Origin of the sequence: Brevibacterium sp. S111 (genome assembly GCF_004745075.1) — a bacterium.
GTDB lineage: Bacteria > Actinomycetota > Actinomycetes > Actinomycetales > Brevibacteriaceae > Brevibacterium.
The window spans coordinates 84151-105297 of sequence record NZ_RHFH01000002.1; the positions used below are offsets into that span (position 1 = coordinate 84151).

Here is a 21147-nt window from a genome sequence, read left to right on the forward strand (position 1 = left end):
TCGTATCGGCTCAGTGGGCCACGGCGGCAGCGCCGTGCTCGTCGATGAGGTGGCCGGTCTCGAAGCGGTCGAGTGCGTAGGGGGCGTTGAGCGGGTGGGGTTCGTCGTTCGCGATGGTGTGGGCGAAGGTGAGACCTGCCGCCGGAGTTCCCTTGAAGCCTCCGGTGCCCCAGCCGCAGTTGGCGTAGAGTCCTTCGACTTCGGTCTTCGACACGATCGGCGAAGCATCGAGGGTGACGTCGACGTTTCCGCCCCAGGTGCGCAGCACATGGGCTCGGGAGAAGATCGGGAACAGTTCGACCGCGGCGGCCAGCTGCTCCTCGATGACGTGGAAGCCGCCTCGTTGGCCGTAGCCGTTGTATTGATCGACTCCGGCGCCCATGACGAGTTCGCCCTTGTGCGCCTGGGAGACGTAGACGTGGACGTGGTTGGACATGACGACGGTCGGGTGCACGGGTTCGAAGAGCTCGGAGACCAGGGCCTGGAGCGGGTGGGACTGGATGGGCAGGCGGATGCCGGCCATCTCGGCGAGCACCGAGGAGTCTCCGGCCACGCACAGGGCGACCTTCTCGGTGGCGATCGGCCCGCGGGTGGTCTGGACTCCGACGACCTTGTCGCCGATGCGCTCGATATCGGTGACTTCGCAGTTCTGGATGATGTCGACGCCCATCTCATCGCATTTGCGGGCGAAGGCCCAGGCGACGTGGTCGTGCTTGGCGATGCCGGCGCGCGGCTGGAAGGTCGCGCCCATGACCGGGTAGCGCAGGTCGTCGCCGATGTTGATGATGGGGCAGACTTCCTTGACCTGTTTGGGGTCGAGCCATTCGGCGTCGACGCCGTTGAGGACGTTGGCGTTGACCCGTCTCTGGGATTCGCGGACGTCCTGGAGGGTGTGGGCGAGGTTGAGCACACCGCGCTGGGAGAAGAGGAAGTCGTAGTCGAGCTCTTCGGGCAGCTGTTCCCACAGCTTGAGTGACTTCTCGTAGATCGCGGCCGATTCGTCCCACAGGTAGTTCGAGCGGATGATCGTCGTGTTCCGGGCCATGTTGCCCCCGGCGAGCCATCCGCGTTCGAGGATCGCGATGTTTCTCATGCCGTGGTTCTTCGCCAGGTAGTACGCGGTGGCCAGTCCGTGTCCGCCCCCGCCGACGATGACGGCCTCATAGGACTTCTTCGGTTCCGGATTGCGCCACAGGAAGTCTGGGTGCTCGGGTAGCTGGTCAGCCATCAGCGTGCTCCGATCTCTGAGATGGTGGGGTAGAGCGGGTGGTCGTTCGCGAGTCGGGTGACCCGGCGGCTCAGTTCGGCAATGGTCTCGGGGCTCGCGCCGCCTTCGGTCGCACCGGCTTTGAGCACTTCGGCGATGATGTCGGTCACCTCGGCGAAGGCAGCGGATCCGAAGCCGCGGCTGGCCAGGGCCGGGGTGCCGATCCGCAGCCCCGAGGTGACCATCGGCGGGCGGGGATCGTCGGGCACGGCATTGCGGTTGACGGTGATGCCGATGGCGGCGAGCAGGTCTTCGGCCTGGGCGCCGTCGAGGACGGACTCTCTCAGATCGACGAGGACGAGGTGGACGTCGGTGCCGCCGGTGAGGACCGCGATGCCGCGCTCGGCGACATCGTCTTCGGTCAGGCGGCGCGCGAGTTCCGAGGCTCCGGCCAGGGTCCGTCTCTGCTTGTCGGCGAAGGTGTCGGTGGCAGCCAGGCCGAAGGCCACGGCCTTGCCGGCGATGACGTGTTCCAGCGGTCCTCCCTGCTGGCCGGGGAAGACAGCGGAGTTGATCTTCTTCGCAATGTCGGCCTCATTGGTGAGGATGATGCCGCCGCGGGGACCGCCGAGGGTCTTGTGCGTCGTCGAGGACACGACGTGGGCGTGCGGGACCGGTGAGGGGTGGAGGCCAGCGGCGACGAGACCGGCGAAGTGGGCCATGTCGACCATGAGGTAGGCGCCGACGGCATCGGCGATGCGGCGGAACTCGGCGAAGTCGAGCTGCCGGGTGTACGCCGACCAGCCGGCGACGATGAGCTTCGGCTCGTGCTCGTTGGCGAGTCGTTCGACCTCGGCCATGTCGACGCGTCCGGTCTCTTCGTCGAGGCCGTACGGGACGATCGAGTAGAGGCGACCGGAGAAGTTGATCTTCATTCCGTGGGTGAGGTGGCCGCCGTGGGCGAGGTTGAGGCCGAGCACGGTGTCGCCGGGACGGATGAGGGCGTGCATGACCGCGGCGTTGGCCTGGGCGCCGGAGTGCGGCTGGACGTTGGCGTACTCGGCGCCGAAGAGGGCCTTGACCCGATCGATGGCGATGCGTTCGATCTCGTCGACGTGTTCGCAGCCGCCGTAGTAGCGGCGTCCCGGGTAGCCCTCGGCGTACTTGTTCGTGAGCACCGATCCCTGTGCGGCCATGACCGCTGCGGCGGTGTGGTTCTCCGAGGCGATCATCTCAAGCCCCTCACGCTGCCGGGCCAGTTCGGCGTCGATGAAGCCCGCGATCTCGGGATCGAGTTCGGCGATCGCTGTGCTCAGTTCGACAGGCTCACGACTGGGGAAGACGGACTCCGGGGTCGCCTCGGCGAGGCTGTCAGGACGGGAGACGAGCTGCTCTGTCATGGATCTCCTTCGATCTGTGGCGATCAGACCTCGGCGTCTGATCGGCAACTAATATATCAGCTGTGTTCCTGTAGTCTATGCAGAGGAATCCGCTCAGTGCAACAGATTCGCCAGCACTTTCTTCAGGAGTCACCCCATGGCCACGCCCGCCGACGCGACGTCACCGACGCCGACTCTGGCGAATCGCGCCTATGAGATCCTTCGCCACCGGCTCATCATGCTCGACATCGGCCCCGGCGACCCGATCAACGAGGCGGCACTGAGCGCGGAACTCGAAGTCGGCCGCACCCCCATCCGCGAGGCCCTCAAGCGACTCGAGCGCGACCACCTCGTCGTGTCCTACCCGCGCCGGGGGACCTTCGCGACCAATGTCGATCTCACGGATCTGGCGACGATCTCCGAAATGCGGGAGGCTCTCGAGCCGATCGCGGCCAGACGGGCCGCACGCAGCCTCACCCCCGAGCGACGCCAGGACTTCACCGCAGCGATCTCCGACCTCAGGGCCCTCGGCTCGACCGACGAGCAGCGCACGCTCATGGAACGCGACCTCGAGGTCCATCGCCTCATCTACAGCTCAGTCGACAATCCGCACCTGTCCGAGACGCTCATTCGGCTCGATGATCTGGCCACCCGCATCTGGTGCCTCGTCATCCCTGGGATCCCCGATCTCATCGGCCACATCCGCGAGCACATCGATCTGCTCGAGGCGATCCTCGACGGCGATGAGGAATCGGTTGCCGCCCGTGCCGCCGAGCACGTCCGCGAGTTCGACAAGACCGTCCGCTCCACCCTGGGCTGAGCCCTCACCGAGGCGGAACCGACTCCAGTCGGAGGGGATCGATCCGCGTCGCACCCTCTCCGCCCGTTGACGCATCGGAGCTGCGGCACTAACGTTTGTCCAGGTGATATATCAGTTGTCGATCTGATGATCGGCGATCGCTCCATCCCTCAAAGAAGAAGGACTTCCATGACTGACACCTCTGCTGCCGCCCATCTGGCCACGACCGAGAAGACCAGCATCCTGCGCGTCATCACCTATGCGGGGGCGATCATCGCGTTCCTCATCGGCTCGGGCTTCGCGACCGGTCAGGAGATCCTCCAGTACTACGCGTCCTACGGATTCTGGGGTGTCTTCGGCACGGGCCTGCTCGTCCTCGTGCTCATCTCCTACGTCGCTGTCGAATTCTTCCTCACCGGCCGCCGCGAGCAGTTCGAGAAACCCTCGGGAGTCTTCTACCACTACTGCGGCAGGTACCTCGGCACGTTCTTCGACTTCTTCTCGATCCTGTTCGTCTTCCTGAGCTTCACGGTCATGATCTCCGGCGCCGGAGCAGTTTTCGAGGAGTACTACGGTCTGTCGAAGTACATCGGCGGTGTCGCCCTGGCCGCCGCCGTCGGACTCACGGTGTGGTTCGGGCTGACGAGCCTCGTCGATGTCATCGGAAAGATCGGACCCGTCATCGTCGTCGTGGCGATCGCTCTGGGCGTCTACGGCATCATGCGCGACCCGGAGGGGATCTCGACCGGGAATGCGATCCTTCCGAGCCTCGATGTCACGCAGGCCTCGTCGAACTGGTTCCTGGCGGGCCTGTCATACGTCGGCTTCTGCATGCTCTGGCTCGCGGCCTTCCTCTCAGCACTGGGCAAGACAGTGAAGAACCAACGTGAAGCCACCGGCGGAGCACTCCTCGGCGGAATCGCGTTCTCGGCCGCGTGCATGGTCGTCGGCCTCGGACTGCTGGCGAACATCGAACAGGTCTACGATGCGGAGATCCCGATGCTCGTCCTCGCCGGCGACCTCGGCCCCTGGGTCGGCGCGCTCATCTCGGCGATGATCCTCGCCGGCATCTACACCACGGCCATTCCCCTGCTGTGGACGGTTTCTGCACGGTTCTTCGATGACAAGACGAAGAAGTTCAAGTACCTCACGATCGCCCTCGCGGCCCTCGGCACGATCGTCGGCCTGGTCCTACCGTTCTCGCAGATGGTCAACATCGTCTATGTCATCAACGGCTATGTCGGGATCGTGCTCCTCGCACTCATGATCATCCGCACGATCAGACATCTCACTGCCCGCAGCAGTCACTGACCTCACCGAGGTGATGCGACTCAACCGCCTCCCAGACGTCGGGTGATGGCGTCTGCCGCATGCACGCAGGCCTCACCGAGGTCTGCGATCCGGGCGGTATCTGCCCGGAATTTCGGCGCCGCGATGAGTACGGCCGCAACGACCTCTCCGCGATGATCGCGCACGGCCGCGGCCACCCCGACCTCGTGCGGGGAGGTCTCGGCGTCGTTGAGTGCGAAGCCGACGTCCCAGGTCGCCTCCTCGCCGCTCTCTGCGGCGAGGAAGACCTGGACCGATGCGCTCTGCTCGGTCCGATAGCGCGAGCCCAGCGTCGAGGTGTGTTTGACCGGCTGCGGACTCGGAATCTGTTCGACGGTGATCGCTTCGGACCCGTCCCAGACCATGAGGGCGCTCGTCTCTCCGGTCCTCTGCGTGAGGTCCTGCAGGATGGGATAGGCCGCTCGTCTCACATCCAGGTCCGCCAGCAGGGGACCGGCGATCGCAATGATTCCGAGTCCTAACCGGTATCGCCGTGATGCCCCCTGTTCGACGATGCCCTCCTGCTCGAGCGATGCGAGGATGCGAGACACCGTACTCTTGTGCAGCCCCACGCGCGGTGCGATCTCGGTGACACCGAGCTCCTGTCGATCCGGTGCGAAGCAGCGCAGGATGGCGACGGTGTTCTCGATGACCGAGGCACCACGGCGTGGATTGTCGGGCGATTGTCGGGACATAGTGTGAGTATATTCGCCCCCCGAGGGATCAGGCCGGGATGATGTTGTGCTCGGGCCCGAACGGGAACTTCGTGATGTCTTCGGACTCGTTCTCGCCGACGATGACAATGTCGTGTTCACGGTATCCGCCGGCGCCGGGCTGCCCCTCGGGGACGGTGATCATCGGCTCCATGGAAACGACCATGCCCGGTTCGATGACCGTGTCGATGTCCTCACGCAGCTCGAGCCCGGCCTCCCGACCGTAGTAGTGGCTGAGCACACCGAAGGAATGCCCATATCCGAACGTCCGGTTGGCCAGCAGCCCGTGCTCGATATAGATCTCGTTGAGTTCGGCAGCGATGTCCTTGCACACCGCCCCTGGTTTGATGAGTTCGAGGCCGCGCTTATGCACCTCGACGTTGACGTTCCACAGCTGAAGTGATCGCTCATCGGGTTCACCGTAGAAGAGCGTCCTCTCCAGCGCTGTGTAGTAGCCCGAGGGCATCGGGAAGCAGTTGAGGCTGAGGATATCGCCCTTGCGGATCTTCCGTGTCGTCGCCCAGTTGTGCGCGCCGTCGGTGTTGATTCCGGACTGGAACCACACCCAGGTGTCTCGCACCTCTTGGTCCGGGAAGGTCTTCGCGATCTCATGGACCATCGCTTCGGTGCCGATGAGAGCGACCTCGTACTCGCTGATGCCCTCGGTGATCGCGGCCTTGATCGCCTCACCGCCGAGGTCGCCGATCCGAGCACTGTGCTTGATGACCTCGATCTCTTCGGCCGATTTGATCATCCGCTGGCGCATGGCCGCCTGTGCGACGTCGACGAGCTCGGCATCGGGGAAGGCCGCTTGGATTCGGTTGCGGTTGTCCAACGGCAGGTTGTCGTCTTCGACGCCGAGTCGGCGAGGATTGCCGATGCCGCGCTGGCGCAGACCCTCCTGGATTGCGTAGTAGTAGTTGTCGCGGCGCCAGTCAGTGTAGACGATGTTCTCGCCGTAGCTCGTCCGCCACGGCATTCCGGCGTCGATGTTCGCAGTGATGGTCACCGTGTCATCGGCGGTGACGACCATCGCATAGGACCGTCCGAAGTAGGTGAAGAGGAAGTCCGAGTAGTACTTGATGTTGTGATACGAGGTGAGGACTACTGCGTCGAGCTCTTTCTCCGCCATGATCGCACGCAGGCCGGTCAGCCGCCGCTCCATCTCCGCATCGGAGAAGGTCAACGGCGTCTTGGCCCCGTTGTGGAGGACCTTGAGGCGGTCGAGGTCGGCGACGGAGGTGCTGTCGGCAAAAGTGGTCATTGATTTCTCCTGTTCCTTGGGCACGGTTGCACACTTGGTCCAACCGTGAGGGTGATTCTGCGCAGGTTCAGACTTCGCGCAGGGGTTTGTGGAAGGTCTCCTTGGCGCAGACGACGGCGCCGAGACAGATGGCGGCCGCAGCCATGAGATACCAGCCGGGGGCCAGGTTCGAATCGGTCAGACCGATGAGCAGTGTCGCCATGAAGGGGGCAGTGCCGCCGAACAGCGCGTTCGAGACGTTGAAACTCACCGCGAAGCCGGTGTATCGGATCCTCGTCGGGAACATCTCGGCAAGGAAGCTGGGAAGCGTCCCGTCGTTGAGCGTGAGCATCGCGCCGAGTCCGACCTCGACGAGGATGACGACGGTGAAGCTGCCGGCGTCGAGAAGCATGAAGGCGGGAACCGTGAGGACGATGAAGGCAATGGAGGCGATGGTGAGCATCCGCTTGCGACCGAACCGGTCCGAGGCCAGCCCGGTGAGCAGGATGAAGCCGATGTAGGTCACGAGCGCGATGGTCGTGGCGATGAATGACTCGGTCGCCGCGTAGCCGAGTTCGGTTGTCAGGTACGTGGGCATGTAGGTGAGGACGACGTAGAACCCGACCGCGTTGAGCAGAACCGCGCACATCGCGATGAGGAGCGGTCGCCAGTAATCGCGGAACATCGCAAAGACGGGCGCCTTGATGACCTCGTCCTGCTGTGCGAGTTCGCGAAACGCCGGTGTGTCTTCGAGCCGAGTGCGGATGTAGCGGCCGATCAGCCCCATGGGCGCGGCGAGGAAGAACGGCAGTCTCCAGCCCCAGCTCTCCAGCTGGCCATCGCTGAGCGTGGCCGAAAGCACCGCCGCGAGCACAGAGCCCAGCAGCAGCCCCGTCGCGGTGCTGGCAGGCACCACGGCCGCATAGAGTCCGCGGCGGCGAGGAGGGGCGTATTCGACGAGGAACGCCGAAGCGCCTGCATATTCGCCGGCGGCCGAGAAGCCCTGCACGAGACGGACGATGAGCAGCAGAACCGGGGCGAAGAAGCCTGCCATGGCATAGCTGGGCAGGAGCCCGATCGCGAAGGTCGCGACGGACATGATGAGGATCGAGATCGACAGTGCCGAACGTCGCCCGATCTTGTCACCGATGTGCCCCCAGATGAAACCGCCGATGGGACGGACGACGAAGGAGACGGCGAAGACCGCGAAGGTCGACAGCAGAGCGAGGTTGCCCTCGGAAGCGGGGAAGAAGACGAGCGCGATGGTGGTCGCAAAGTATCCGTAGACGCCGTAGTCGAACCATTCGACGAAGTTGCCGACGAAGCTTGCGGAGACGACGCGCCGCAGGGTGCGCTTCTGTTCGAGCGTGGGCTGGGCGGGTGAAGACCCTTCGGTCTTCGCCGCATCATTGTCCTCTGGAGCGAGGTCGGACTTCATTGTCTTCTCCATCGTCGTGAACGGTGACGCTTCGACCATGTTGCATTCTTTACAACGTGGTTGCATTAAAGGCTATTGCGTCACCGGTCCCCGGTCAAGAGATTTTTCCCGGCAATGCGCAGAAGGCATGCGAAAGGCCCCGCCGGACCGCATGTCCGACGGGGCCTTTCGCCTGTGAGTCCCAGCCCTCCGGTGCCGCGGCACCGGGATCGGGCGCTTCCGCCTACCTGCTCGAGACGCGCCCGAAGAGGTTCGCGATCGGTGCCAGCAGCAGCGGCCTGGCCGCGAACCACCCGGCCACAACCACGACCATGGCCACGATGAACCAGATCAGCCCGGCCCATCCGACCACGTCGGTTCCCGCGAACATGTAGCCGAGGTTCTGTCGCAGTCCGGTCGTGAACACGAGGAACACGTGGACGAGGATGAAGAACACGAAGAACAGCATCGTCGGGAAGTGGATCGCCCGAGCCAGCGGCGCCGGGTAGATCTTGTTCAGCGTCGAAGCGTCCTTCGGCCACCATTCGCTCATGCGCACGCCCGTGATCGCTGCCAGAGGCGCGGCGATGAACACGACGATGAAGTACATGAGCTGTTGGAGCGCGTTGTAGTTGACCCACGCGTCTTCCATCGGCCATTCCATCGTCGCGTACTGCAGCATCGCCGACAGAGCATTCGGGAACACTTCCCAACTGGTCGGCACGATGCGCGCCCAGTGTCCGGAGACGAAGAGCAGCACCACGAAGACGACACCGTTGGCCAACCACAGCAGGTCGAGACCCGTGTGCAGCCAGAGGTTGATGCTGACCTTCTTCCCGCCCTTCTTCGGGGTGTAGAACGCCGGCGGCTTCTGCTGATGGCGCACCTGCAGACCCGAGCGGATGATGAGCACCATGAAGAAGATGTTGAGGAAGTGCGTCCACCGCACCCAGCCCGGGAAGCCCGGATCAACGAAGTCCGGGATGTGGTATTCGCCCGGGTAGCGTTCGAGGAACTCGGGCACGCCCGGCAGAGTCGTGACTCCGCGCGCGGCGAGGATGAGGATTCCGGCCACGACGATGAGTCCGCCGAGCCCCAGCCCGACGAGCTTGGACCACTGTCCCAGCGACTTCGAACCGATCATTACCGGTTCCTTCTTCGCTGCAGGCTTCGCCGAGGCAGTACTGGCCGAACCAGAAGACGCGGCCTTCGCAGCCGGTGCCGATTTTGCGGCCGGCTTGTCCGCGGCGCGTGCCGCGGACTGCTCCGACGACTTCGCGGCGGGCTTGGCCATCGGCTTGCGCTGCGTGGGTTTGGCCGTGGCCTTGGCTGCTGGCTTGCCCATGGGTTGGCGCTGCGCGGGCTTCTTCTCGGTCGCGTCGGAGGACTTCACCGAACTCGCCGAGGCGGCTCCCGCTGCGGCGGCACCTGCACCGGCGGCGGCTCCCGCACCTGCGGCGGCCGCACCGGCGCCTACGCCGCCGATGCCGGTGCGTCGGCCCTGGGGCTTCTTCTCGCCCGATTCGTCACCGGGGGTCGGCTTCGAGTCCTGCTTCGTCTCAGCGGTCGACTGCGCATCATCGGCAGGCTTGTCTGCCTGAGCCGATGCGGTGTCGGTCGAGGGCGAATCTGCCGCGTCTCCCGGTGCCGAAGCGGAGGCTGGCTGCCCGGCTCCGGCAGTCTTCACTGCCGTTGCGGGGGCAAAGCCTTCCGGCGGCCAGGGGTCTCCCCCGGCGGTGCGGGGGAGTCCGCGGCGCAGCGGAACGTCCGAGAGCTCTCCGGAGCCCGAACCGCTCGCGGCGGCTGCGGCAGCACCGGCGCCTGCTGCAGCGGCGCCTGCTGCGGCAGCTGCAGGAGCCGCGGACGACGACTCGGAGGCGGAATCGGCTGAGGTGTCAGCTGAAGCGGTTTCGGCAGAGTCGGCCTGCGCTGCGGTGTCGTCCGCGGCCCGGTCGACGGGCGCAGCCGCTGCCGGAGCGGCGGCGCCGGCGGACGTGCCTCCTGCGGCCTTGACCCCGGCAGGCGCAAAGCCTTCCGGCGGCCAGGGCTCTCCGCCTTCGACACGGGGCAGACCACGACGCAGCGGAACCTCGCTCGCGGCCGCAGGTGCAGCCTCGGCGGCAGGTTCGGCCGACGATTCGGCTTCGACCGATTCGGTTTCTGCGCCGGTCGCAGCGGTCGCAACGGCGGCTCCGGCGCCGACGGTTGCAGCGGCTGCAGCCGGAGCTGCGGACGCCGACTCTTCGGTCGGCTCGTCGGCTTCTTCGGTCGGTTCATCGCTCGGGGTCTCAGCCTCGACGTCCGAGTCGGCAGCGGATGCCGCAGACGCGCCGGTGGCTTTCACTCCGGCAGGAGCGTGACCCTCCGGCGGCCATGGTTCGCCGCCTTCGACGCGTGGCAGCCCACGACGCAGCGGAACCTCGACGGACTCAGCGGCAGTCGACTCAGCGGCCACCGGCTCAGCGGCAGTCTGCTCAACGTCGGTCGTCTCGGGCTCGGCCGCCTCGGCGGGGGAACCTTCATCCAGTTCCTCCGACTCGGACGTCGCCGCGATCCACGATGCGCCCTCTTCCAAGGGCTCACCGACGGTGCCCTCCGGGGGCCAGGGGTCACCACCTTCGACCCGGGGCAGGCCCGAGCGCAGTGAACTGGAATAGGTCGCCATATCAGGACTTGTTTTCGTTCAGTGTTTCGATCGCCTGCGGAACGACCTTGAACAGGTCGCCCACGACGCCGAAGTCGGCGATGTCGAAGATCGGAGCTTCGGCATCCTTGTTGACCGCGACGATGGTCTTCGATGTCTGCATGCCGGCCTTGTGCTGGATCGCGCCCGAGATGCCGAGTGCCACATAGAGCTGCGGGGACACGGAGACACCGGTCTGGCCGACCTGATGCGACTGCGCGATGTAACCGGCATCGACGGCCGCACGCGAAGCACCGACAGCGGCACCGAGGACGTCGGCGAATTCGCCGACGAGTTCGAACGACTCTTCCGAGCCGACGCCGCGACCGCCGGAGACGACCTTCTGCGCACCGCGCAGTTCGGGCCGCGAGGAGGTCTCGACGATGGCTTCGAACGAATCGATCGAGGCGGCACGCTTGCCGGAATCGGCGACCTCGAGGGCCTGCGTGTTCTCAGGCTGGGCTTCCGCACGGGTCTCGATCGCACCGAGGCGCACCGTGATGACGGGAGCGCCGAAGGTCGGAGCCGACGAGGCGGTGTAGCCGCCGCCGTAGACAGAGTGATTGGCCACGATGCCTTCGGAGTCGCGCTCGACGCCGATCGCGTCGACGGACACGGCCGAACCGCTGCGCACCGCGAACCGGCCGGCGATGTCGCGGCCGTCAAGGGTGTTGGGCACGAGCACTGCGTCGGGGGCGGTGAGCTCGGCGGCCGAAGCGACAGCATCGACGGCGGAGTTGCCGAGGTTGCCTTCGGCGACTTCTGCGGTCAGGGTCGCTGTGGCACCGAGTTCGGCGGCCTTCTGCGCCGCGGCATCGGCACCGCCGGAAGCGGAGAGGACGAGCGCGACGGGCGAGCCGATCTCAGAGGCGCCGCCGAGCAGTTCGGCGGCCGGCTTCTCCAGCTGGCCTTCGGCATCGGCGGTGAGGACGACGAGAATGGAGTCCTGCGGGAATTCTGACATGACGATTCTCCTTAGGCCAGACGGTTCTTGGTGAGGTACTCGGCGAGCTCGGCGCCGCCATTGCCTTCGTCGACGACCTTCTCGCCGGCTTCGCGCGGCGGCTTCTCAGCGACGCTGACCATGATCGAGCGAGCCACGGACTGGTCCTCGGCATCGATGCCCAGATCGGACAGGCCGATGACCTCGAAGGGCTTCTTCTTCGCGGCCATGATGCCCTTGAAGTTCGGGAAGCGGGCTTCGGGCAGCGCCTCGGTGATCGAGATGACGGCGGGCAGTTCGGCCGAGACCTGCTGATTGCCGCCTTCGATCGCGCGGGAGCCCGAGACCTTGCCGTCGGTCAGTTCGACGGTCGCCAGGCCGGTCACGTGCGGGTAGTCGAGGTGCTCGGCGAGCATCGCCGGCATCATGCCGCCGTTGCCGTCGGTGGAGACGTTGCCGGTGACGACGAGATCGTATTCGCCGCGGCGGATGGCGGCGGCGAGCACCTCGGCGGTCAGACCGAGATCGGCACCGGCCAGGCCCTCGTCGGCGACATGCACGGCGTTGTCGCCGCCCATGGCCAGACCCTTGCGGATCGTGGCGGTCGCGGTGTCCGGCGACATCGAGATGACGGTCACCTCGGTGTCGCTGTCGCTGTCCTTGTGTGCCAGTGCGACCTCGAGGGCGCGCTCACCGATCTCATCGAGGACGGCTTCCGAGGCACCGCGATCGGCAAGCCCGGTTTCCAAGTTCAGTTTCCGGTCACCGTACGTATCCGGGACCTCTTTGACCAATACCGCGATCTTCAAGGATGACTCCTTAGTTTCGTGAAGCAGTTGGGCTGCAGTGAGACTTCTGTCTCATAATCTACAGGTGGCTGTTTGTCGACGGTTAACCGGGTCCGGCCGGATCCGATCATCTCTTCAGTCACCAATGGTACGTGGTACGCACCACAGACATCCTCGTTACTGTACGAACGATCGACAGAATTTGTCCAATGCCTCGGACCGCGGCCCCACTTCCCCGCTTCCGCGCACCGGCCCGTTTCCCCGCACCTCGCAGACGCCCGAGCCTTCCCGGTGTGGCGCAGAACCCTCGCCGAGGCGGGGCTCTAGAATCGAGGAGGGACTCTAGAATGGGGTCAGACCGACAGGACACGGTCAGACCGACCCTTGCCTCCCGGTGCCGATCCGAACCCGGGCGGACAGGACGCGAACATCAACGGTGAAGGAGCGCCCCGTGGCTTTCGACCTCGACGACATCGACCGCAGCATCATCGCTGCCCTCGTCGAGGATTCGCGCCTGAGTGTGCGCCAGCTGGCCGAGCGCGTCCACATCTCCCGCTCGGCGGCGCACAAGCGCTTCACCACCCTCGTCGAATCGGGTGCGATCAGGAAATTCACCGCCGAGGTGGACCGCCGCGCCCTCGGCATGACCGTGACCGCGGTCGTCGTCGTCAAGATCGGCGAGCGCCCCTGGCCGCAGGTCCGCGACGATCTGGCCGAACTGCCGTTCGTCGAGAAGGTCCAAGCCGTCAGCGGCGACATCGACGCCCTGGTCACGGTCAACGCCCCGGACAATACGGCACTCTCACAGGTCATTCTGCGCCGGATCCACGAGGTGCCCGGCGTCGTGTCCTCCCGCTCGCTGCTCATCCTCGACGAGGCCGAGGGACACAGGCCCGGCGCCGGCTGAGCGATTCACCGGCTACGACTCACCGGCAGGGCGACTCACAGACAGGGCATCGGCCCCGCAGATGAACCGTGCGGTGAATCGTCGAAGCCCTCGACACCGGAATTTGCGCCGAGGGCTCCATGACGTGAAACAGAGAGAATCACCACCATCGTGTCCAACACTTCAAGCCAGCGTGTCAACCGCCTTAGGCAAGACCGATGTTTCGTAATTCTCATAGGCTAGCCTAACCCGCAGCACGGCAACGCACAACAGGTCGTCGGCAACTATTTTCCCGAGACCGGCCGAATCCTCAGCGCGAGAGCAGCATGAGAGCGGCACCGGCGACGATGCGCCGGTACACCGGCTCTACGGACACCGTGTCTCCGTCTGCCTCAAAGAGCCCGAGCTCGGTCAGCTCCTGCAGCTCGTCCGCCAGCAATGTGGAGATCCGGCCGGCGCGCACCTCGTCGATGTCGAGCTCGGGAGGCTCGGGTGCGGAGTCGGGAGTGAGGATCTCGATGAGACGCTGGGCGATCGTGATCGCCGGGGCACCATAGTCCTCGCCGGGAACCAGGTTGATCACGTCGAGCAGCCGCTCGTAGATGAACGCGCCGATGACCGGCAGTGCCGCATCCGCGCTCACCACACCAGAGCGCCACTGGTCAGCGGCGTCGGCGGGCCTGACCTTCGTCCCAGTGATCTCGATGATCTCCGCGCTCTGCATGACGGCCCACATCGCCTCGAGGACGGGCACCTCATCCGCGCTGCGCGCATAGTTCACGCCGTCTTCGTACCGGGCGTTCGAGGCCACACCGACGGCATCGATGCCGAACTGTCCGGCCGCCTCGGCGATATCCGCTCGCTTCACCCGTCCCGTTCCGGTCACCTGTCGGGAGTCGCCGATCCACTCGAGGATTCCGGCGATGCCGGTGACGAGGCGGTTCTGCGTCATGGGCTGCGCGAGCTGCTCCTCGCTCAGTGCATTGGCTTCGACGGCGGCCATCAGGGCCGAGGGTAGCGGGTCGGTGCGCATGCTCGCGGCCTCGGCTCGGGCGCGAGCGGCGTTCCAGCGTTCGGGGGTCTCGTCGGTGTCCATGCGGAAGCGGAGATAGTTGTCGAGAGCTTCGAGGCTGTCGAGGAAGATCACCGTCGAAGGCGATTCGCCGTCGGCATTCTCGGCGCCCTCCTGTCCGTCGACGGCGAAGCTTTCAAGGACGTCGAGGAGGTCGTCGATTCCCTCCGGCTCGTCGATATCTGCGCGGGAGGATACGGCGATGCAGAACAGGAGGTGGGCGATGTCGAAGACCTCTGAGTCTTCATCGCCGTCGTCGTAGGCCTCGGCCAGCCAGTCGCGGAAGCGCTGGTAGAGCGGCATCTCGTAGACGGTCTTTTCGACCTCGTCCATTCGCTCATCGATGTCCCGCGGGTCAGCGGCAGCACCGGCTGCATTATCGGCAGCGTTCGATCCGCCGAGCCACTCGGGCAGGTCCTGCTCCACAGCGGGGCCGTCCTGAGCTTCCTGACCATCCTGGATCACTCGGTCGGTGGGGCTGTAGGTGCCGGCGACCGGTTCCGGATAACCGTCGAGGGGCATGAGTTCGTCGACGACGTCCTGCGCCGAAACCTTGTTTCGCTTGGTCAGGCGCACGACCACGGCGGCCACGGCGAGCATGGACCCTTCGAGGACGTGAAATCCGCTGTTGCTGTTGATGAGGCGGTCGAGGCTGTCGACGACGCGCCCCTTGTGCGCCAGCGCCAGGATGTCGCGTGCCACGGCACGGGACTTCTTCGTCGGCCACTTCGGCGCCATCACTCCGCCCAGTTTGGGTCCGTGGGTCTCGTCGGTGAACCATTCGTCGACCAGGCCCATCGCCACCCCGGTCACCTGTGCGACGCTCGGATTGAAGTCCTCAGGATCCGAGGGCAGGGAGGCCACAACAGCCTCGGCGCGCTTGGTATCACCCTCGGCGAAGGCAAGGGAGAAGGACCGCAGCTTCCCCACCGCCAGTCCGCGATGGGCACCGACCGGAGTGAACAGACGGCGGTTGTACGCCACCTGTGCCCTTTCCATGGCTGCGTGGAATTCGGCTTCGGTGAAGTCCGCATCCGGATCGTCGATGTCGACGCCTTCAGCTTTGAGGAACGGCGCCAACTCCCGCATCATCCGATCGCCCATGCCGGGGTTGTGGCTGATTTTGCCGCCCGCTGCCATACCGTGGAATTCGGGACTGTCGAAGAAAGAAGACACGCACTGCTCCTGCCGAGGATGAACTGAAGCAATAACGGTAACAAGCCAGACCTCGTCCGCCCCAGAACCGACCCGGCATGGCCCCGCGTCTTTACCGAGATCACACTCCGGGCGACCCCAGGGTCTTCCGCACCGCCCTGATGGTCAGCTCGAGGGACTGGGCGCGCACGGTCGGATCGTCGACGCCGACACTCACGCTGAAGAGGTGTCCGGAGCCGATAGTGAGGTAGACGAACGCCGCCGCCCATCCGATCGGCACGCCCTCATCGATGGAGCCGTCCGACTGCCCCCTCGCGATGACGGCTTCGAGCGGATCGGCATCGTCACCCGCACCTTCCGCGCCACCGCCCGCAGATTCTGCATCCGCACGGGACTCGGTGGCCGCCTCGGCGAAGGTCTCATCGGTGATGATCGGGTTGTCGGCGAAGAGCAGGGTGAGCACATCGGGCAGCGTGAACAGCTCCGCGCAGATCCGCTCGAGCGCGGCCAATCCATCGCCGTCGCCGGGCCGGGCCTTCATGACAGCCTCACCGAATCGCCGGGCACCGAGCCGGGCCGCCGCGGCGACGAGCGCCTCCCGATCACCGAAATGCCGATAGAGAGTGGTGCGGCCGACGCCGATCGACTGCGAGAGCTCAATCATCGACGCCTGCGGGTTCTCGGCAAGAATGGTCAGCGCCTCGCTGACCAGGGCGTCTTGGCCCAATCGACGCATGCCCTGCACCGGCACACCCCCTCCCTGACTCGGTGAACGATACAGAGCAGTCTACTTGTGGAACACACATGTTCCACTTTGGTATCATGGAGTACCGCAAAGGCCTTCGAGGATTGAGCATGTGATGGACCAGCCCCGACAGAAGAACGACCCCACCGCCCAGCAGCCCCACACCGCTGCGACGTTCGCGCTCAGTCGGACCGACGTCGTCGTCATCGGCCTCGTCTGCATCGGCATCGGCGTGGCGCTCGGATTCTTCCTGCCCGCACTCGGATCGATCGCCGCGACATTCCCCATCCCCTTCGGAGACGTCATCGAGAAGCTCAGCCGGTTCGACCAGGCGTGGGTTGTCATCGCCCGTCCGATCATCGGCGGGGCGCTCGGGCTCATCGCCACGTTCGTCATCGCCGCCTCGACGACTCCCCTGCGCATCGACGAGCACGGAATCACCATCGGACGAGACGACGACCACCCGCTGCGCATCTCCCGCGCCTCGTTTTCGACCGCATATTTCGCCGAGGGCAAACTCGTCGTCGTCACCGAAGGCGGGCATCAGGCCTTCAAGGGAACCGTCGAAGGCAAGAAAGCTGCGATCGCCGAGGCCTTCACCTCCCACGGCTATCGTTGGGGTGAGATCTGAAGACCGTGGCACCGGCGCGCCCGCGTGAATGAACCCCCGACCGCCCAGCCAAATGTCCACTCGGCCTGCCGGAACCGGCCCCTTCGTCCCGAGTTCGCGACACGTTTGGCCGCCCGTCCTCACCTGGCGTGACGCCATGGAATCGTGACTCGGCTCACGTCACCATGGGGGCATGACCATTGACGTTCCCACCACAGGCCGTTCACTGCCCCAGCTGCAGCCGATCAGCTTCATCGGCGCAGATGGCCGGCTCACCGACACCCCGACCGAGGGGCTGCGCATTCCCAGCGATCGCACCCTGACCGGGCTTTACCGGCAGATGGTCCTCGTCCGACGGTTCGAAGCACAGGTCACGCACCTGACCCGTCAGGGTCGACTCGCGACCTATCCCTCCGCGGCAGGTCAGGAGGCCGCCGAGGTGGGGGCCACCACCGCGCTGGCCCCCGGCGATTGGCTCTTCCCCACCTACCGGGACTCGGCAGCGCTGCTGACCCGTGGGGTGCCCGTGCCCGAGATCCTCGCGGCCTTCCGCGGCGACTGGCACTGCGGGTTCGACCCGCACGAGTACCACATCTCACCTGCGGCGACGCCTCTTGCGACGCAGACCCTGCATGCCACGGGATTCGCCATGGCGGCGAAACTCAAGGGAACGGATGCTGCGACTCTGACCTTCCTCGGCGACGGCGCCAGCAGCGAGGGCGATGCTCATGAGGCCCTCAACTTCGCCTCCGTCTGGCAGACGCCGACGGTCTTCGTCCTCCAGAACAACCAGTATGCGATCTCGACTCCGCTGCGGGAGCAGACGAACGCGACGATGCTCGCCGACCGGGCCGCCGGCTACGGAATGCCCGGGCTGCGCGTCGACGGCAACGATGTCGCCGCTGTGTTCGCCGCTGTCACCGCCGCCCTTGAGCGCGGCCGGAACGGCGACGGCCCCACCCTCATCGAGGCCCTGACCTACCGGATGGAATCGCACACGAACTCCGACGACCCGACGAAGTACCGCGACGCCGAGGAGGTCGAACACTGGAAGCAGTTCGATCCCATCGATCGTCTCGAGAAGTACCTGCGTCAGACCGGTGCCCTCGACGATGCCGGCGTCGATGAGATCGCCGAGGCGGCCGAGACCTTGGCCGCGTCCGTCCGCGATGCCATGAACACCGAGGCCGAGATCGACCCGCGCGAACTCTTCGCCCACGTCTACGCTCGCCCGCGCACCGCACTGGCCGAGCAGCAGCAGGTCCTCGAAGCCGAACTCGCAGCGGCGGGGCACGCATGAGCGTTGAAACGGGAACCGATTCCACCACCGATCCGACCGCGGTGAACGACGAAACCGCCACGGCCGCCTCGGCGAGCAATGTCGGGTCCGCCCCGTCCTCGGTGACGATGACGAAGGCGCTCAACCAGGCGCTGCGCGACAGTCTGGCCGCCGACGACACCGTGCTCATCTTCGGTGAGGATGTCGGCCGCCTCGGCGGGGTCTTCCGTGTCACGGAAGGACTGCGCGCGGAATTCGGGTCGAATCGGGTCTGGGACTCGCCGCTGGCGGAGTCCGGGATCATCGGCACGGCGATCGGCATGGCGATGAACGGGATGCGCCCGGTCGTCGAGATGCAGTTCGACGCCTACGCCTACCCGGCATTCGAGCAGATCGTGTCCCATGTGGCGAAGATGCGGAACCGGACGAAAGGCAAGGTCAGCCTGCCGATCACGATCCGCATTCCCTATGCCGGGGACATCGGCGGCGTCGAGCACCACTCGGATTCCTCCGAAGCGTATTGGACCTCGACTCCGGGGCTGACCGTCGTCACGCCCTCGAATCCGGCGGACGCGTATTCTCTGCTGCGCGAGTCGATCGCCTCCGATGACCCGGTCGTGTTCATGGAGCCGAAGCCGCGGTACTGGATGAAGGAGACCCTCTCCCTGCCTGTGACCACGGCCGCAATGGACCGTGCTCAGGTCCTCCGCGAGGGCACCGATGTCACCCTCCTCGCCTATGGTCCGACCGTGCGCACCGCACTCGATTCCGCGGAAGCCGGTGCCGAGCACGGTCTGTCCGTCGAGGTCATCGACCTGCGCACGCTGTCGCCCTTCGACGATGAGACCGTGTCCGCCTCGGTGCGCAAGACCTCGCGGGCCGCGGTCATCCATGAGGCCGCGCAGTTCGGCGGATACGGCGCCGAGGTGGCCGCCCGCCTCACCGAACGCAACTTCACGCACCTGTCGGCCCCGATCCTGCGGATCGCCGGGTTCGACGTGCCCTATCCCTCACCGAAGATGGAGGAGTACTACTTGCCGACGGTCGAACGCGTGCTCGATGCTCTCGAATCGTGGGATTGGGAGCTGTGATGAGTGCTGAGACGAGTTCTGTGCGTCGCGATGCCGGCTCCGCCGCGGCCACGCGCGAGTTCATCCTCCCCGACCTCGGCGAGGGGCTGACCGAGGCGGAGCTCATCTCCTGGAAGGTCGCCGTCGGCGATGAGGTCCAGGTCGATCAGATGGTCGTCGAGGTCGAGTCCGCGAAGTCCGTCGTCGAACTCCCCTGCCCCTACGCGGGACGCATCGTCAGCCTCCACGCCGCCGCCGGGGACACCGTCAGTGCAGGTCAGGCCCTGCTCTCCGTCGCCGAGGCGGGAGCCGAGGTGAGCGCGGGCGCTGAGTCGACAGCCGACGGCGGTTCCGAGAGCGCGGTGGCGAGCACGAGCGCAGTCGACGCAAACGGCGGAGACGACGGCGGCGAGACTGGCGCCGACGAATCGAACGGCGCGAACCTCATCGGCTACGGCACTTCGGAGCCGAAGACCAGGTCGACGAAGAAACGCTCGTTCGGCGGCAAGCACGCGGCCACACCGGATGCGACATCTACCGCCGCACCGACTGCGGCTCCCGCCGTTCCGACCGTCGTCCCGGATGCTCCAACGCAGCCGCCGACAGAGGCGCCCGCACGCGCTGATGGCTCGTTACCGTCCTCCACGGTCGACTCGTCGGTGTCCGCCGCCGACGAATCAGCGAGCGATGCGGACAACCACGTCTCCCCCGTATCCTCTCCCCTCGTGCGCAAGCTCGCGAAGGATCACGGCATCAGCGCCAAGCACCTGCCCGGTACCGGCCCAGGCGGGGTCGTGACCAGGGTCGATGTGCAATCAGCGATCGGGTCCGGGGCAGGTGCCGCTGCCCACGTCCCCGCAGGGACGTCGCCGGCAAACCAACCGCACCTGGGCACGGAACGGGGAGCCGCCTCGGCGAGCGCTTCCGCATCCCGAACAGCCGCTGCGGCGAAGTTGCCCGCCTTCGCCGGCGATGCCGCAGCAGCGAATTCCCATCGGTCCGACCGCGACACTCGCACCCCGATCACGGGGCTGCGGAAGGTCGTGTCCGAACGCCTCACGAAGTCGCGGCAGGAGATCCCCGAGGCGACGATCTGGCTCGACGTCGACGCCACCGAGCTGCTGACCACGAAGCGCGCGCTCGAGGCGCGCTCGGGAGAGAAGTACTCTCTGCTCTCGCTCGTCGCCCGCTTCGTCGTGGCCGGGCTGAAGAAGTATCCGATCATCAACTCCTCGATCGACACGGCCGCCGGTGAGATCGTCACCCACGGCGACATCAACCTCGGACTGGCCGCGCAGACTCCGCGCGGACTCATGGTTCCCGTCGTCCACGGGGCGGGCGAGATGAGCCTGCGACAGCTGCGCGATTCGGTGTCGGCGACCGTCGGCAAGGCGACGACAGGGAAGTTCGATCCGACTGAGCTCTCGGGAGGAACATTCACGCTCAACAACTACGGTGTGTTCGGCGTCGACGGTTCGGCCCCGATCATCAACCTCCCCGAGGTGGCCATGCTCGGTCTCGGCCGGATCAAGGAACGTCCCTGGGTCGTCGACGGACAGCTGACCGTGCGCAAGGTCATGTACCTGTCCTTCGTCTTCGACCACCGGGCCTGTGACGGTCAGGAACCGAGCGAGTTCCTCACCTTCGTCGCCGCCTGCATCGAGAACCCGATCTCGCTGCTCCCCGAGCTCTGAGGTCTGCCGGGGTCTGAGTGCCGTCCGGCCCGGATCGTCTCAGTTTCGTTCAGGCGCTCGCGCACAAGAGCAACGTCATTCAACCGTCAGCGCACTTGTCGAAAGGTGCACGCCCCGACAAGTACACTCGCGTTC

General features: G+C 65.8%; 17 protein-coding genes. 7 read left to right on the plus strand and 10 right to left on the minus strand.

The window, feature by feature from the left end; genetic code table 11:
* Positions 1–10 precede the first annotated feature (10 nt).
* Together EB836_RS02710 and glyA are read right to left on the minus strand one after the other, a co-directional pair.
* Positions 11–1228 carry a sarcosine oxidase subunit beta family protein gene (locus EB836_RS02710; protein WP_135537588.1) on the minus strand — a complete coding sequence of 406 codons (1218 nt, stop codon included), beginning with the start codon at positions 1226–1228 and terminating at the stop codon, positions 11–13.
* A complete protein-coding gene (glyA, locus tag EB836_RS02715) occupies positions 1228–2607 on the minus strand; it encodes a serine hydroxymethyltransferase (RefSeq protein WP_135537589.1) in 1380 nt (459 codons plus the stop codon). The genes EB836_RS02710 and glyA overlap by 1 nt, the downstream gene beginning before the upstream one ends.
* Before the next feature lie 136 nt (positions 2608–2743).
* On the opposite strand from glyA, the gene EB836_RS02720 reads away from it, so the two are divergent.
* Both EB836_RS02720 and EB836_RS02725 read left to right on the plus strand, forming a co-directional pair.
* Complete coding sequence (locus EB836_RS02720) at positions 2744–3406, plus strand: GntR family transcriptional regulator (RefSeq protein ID WP_135537590.1); 663 nt, start codon at positions 2744–2746, stop codon at positions 3404–3406.
* 168 nt (positions 3407–3574) lie between these two features.
* Positions 3575–4696 carry a hypothetical protein gene (locus EB836_RS02725; RefSeq protein ID WP_135537591.1) on the plus strand — a complete coding sequence of 374 codons (1122 nt, stop codon included), beginning with the start codon at positions 3575–3577 and terminating at the stop codon, positions 4694–4696.
* 20 nt (positions 4697–4716) lie between these two features.
* On the opposite strand, the gene EB836_RS02730 is transcribed toward EB836_RS02725, so the two are convergent.
* The 6 genes from EB836_RS02730 to EB836_RS02755 all read right to left on the minus strand — a co-directional run bounded on the left by EB836_RS02730 (position 4717) and on the right by EB836_RS02755 (position 12522).
* The gene (locus EB836_RS02730) at positions 4717–5409 is read right to left on the minus strand and encodes an IclR family transcriptional regulator (protein ID WP_135537592.1); all 693 of its coding nucleotides are present in this window, start codon (positions 5407–5409) and stop codon (positions 4717–4719) included.
* 28 nt (positions 5410–5437) lie between these two features.
* Positions 5438–6691, minus strand: a complete 1254-nt coding sequence (locus tag EB836_RS02735; protein WP_135537593.1) for an aminopeptidase P family protein — start codon at positions 6689–6691, stop codon at positions 5438–5440.
* 67 nt (positions 6692–6758) lie between these two features.
* Positions 6759–8147 carry an MFS transporter gene (locus EB836_RS02740; protein ID WP_240689556.1) on the minus strand — a complete coding sequence of 463 codons (1389 nt, stop codon included), beginning with the start codon at positions 8145–8147 and terminating at the stop codon, positions 6759–6761.
* Between the two features lie 184 nt (positions 8148–8331).
* Entirely contained in the window at positions 8332–10752 is a 2421-nt protein-coding gene (locus EB836_RS02745) for a cytochrome b/b6 domain-containing protein (RefSeq protein ID WP_135537594.1), read from the minus strand.
* Position 10753: 1 nt separating this feature from the next.
* Complete coding sequence (locus EB836_RS02750; protein WP_135537595.1) at positions 10754–11734, minus strand: electron transfer flavoprotein subunit alpha/FixB family protein; 981 nt, start codon at positions 11732–11734, stop codon at positions 10754–10756.
* A gap of 11 nt (positions 11735–11745) precedes the next feature.
* Positions 11746–12522, minus strand: a complete 777-nt coding sequence (locus EB836_RS02755) for an electron transfer flavoprotein subunit beta/FixA family protein (protein ID WP_135537596.1) — start codon at positions 12520–12522, stop codon at positions 11746–11748.
* 430 nt (positions 12523–12952) lie between these two features.
* Here EB836_RS02755 and EB836_RS02760 point away from each other — a divergent pair, with 430 nt between their 5' ends.
* Positions 12953–13408, plus strand: coding sequence for an Lrp/AsnC family transcriptional regulator (locus EB836_RS02760; protein ID WP_135537597.1), 456 nt, complete (start codon positions 12953–12955; stop codon positions 13406–13408).
* Between the two features lie 289 nt (positions 13409–13697).
* Here EB836_RS02760 and EB836_RS02765 read toward each other — a convergent pair whose 3' ends face one another.
* Both EB836_RS02765 and EB836_RS02770 read right to left on the minus strand, forming a co-directional pair.
* The gene (locus EB836_RS02765; protein WP_135537598.1) at positions 13698–15635 is read right to left on the minus strand and encodes a hypothetical protein; all 1938 of its coding nucleotides are present in this window, start codon (positions 15633–15635) and stop codon (positions 13698–13700) included.
* Between the two features lie 100 nt (positions 15636–15735).
* Complete coding sequence (locus EB836_RS02770) at positions 15736–16365, minus strand: TetR family transcriptional regulator (protein WP_240689557.1); 630 nt, start codon at positions 16363–16365, stop codon at positions 15736–15738.
* A 109-nt stretch (positions 16366–16474) separates the two neighbouring features.
* Between EB836_RS02770 and EB836_RS02775 the strand changes: the two genes are divergently transcribed.
* From EB836_RS02775 to EB836_RS02790, 4 genes are all read left to right on the plus strand, one after another.
* Entirely contained in the window at positions 16475–16990 is a 516-nt protein-coding gene (locus EB836_RS02775) for a hypothetical protein (RefSeq protein WP_135537599.1), read from the plus strand.
* Positions 16991–17162: 172 nt separating this feature from the next.
* The gene (gene pdhA / locus EB836_RS02780; RefSeq protein WP_135537600.1) at positions 17163–18269 is read left to right on the plus strand and encodes a pyruvate dehydrogenase (acetyl-transferring) E1 component subunit alpha; all 1107 of its coding nucleotides are present in this window, start codon (positions 17163–17165) and stop codon (positions 18267–18269) included.
* On the plus strand, positions 18266–19339 hold the full coding sequence (locus EB836_RS02785; RefSeq protein WP_135537601.1) for an alpha-ketoacid dehydrogenase subunit beta: 1074 nt from the start codon (positions 18266–18268) through the stop codon (positions 19337–19339). The genes pdhA and EB836_RS02785 overlap by 4 nt, the downstream gene beginning before the upstream one ends.
* Positions 19339–21012: a dihydrolipoamide acetyltransferase family protein gene (locus EB836_RS02790; protein ID WP_135537602.1), complete on the plus strand. Its 1674-nt coding sequence runs from the start codon at positions 19339–19341 to the stop codon at positions 21010–21012. Before EB836_RS02785 ends, EB836_RS02790 begins: the two co-directional genes overlap by 1 nt.
* Positions 21013–21147: the final 135 nt, after the last annotated feature.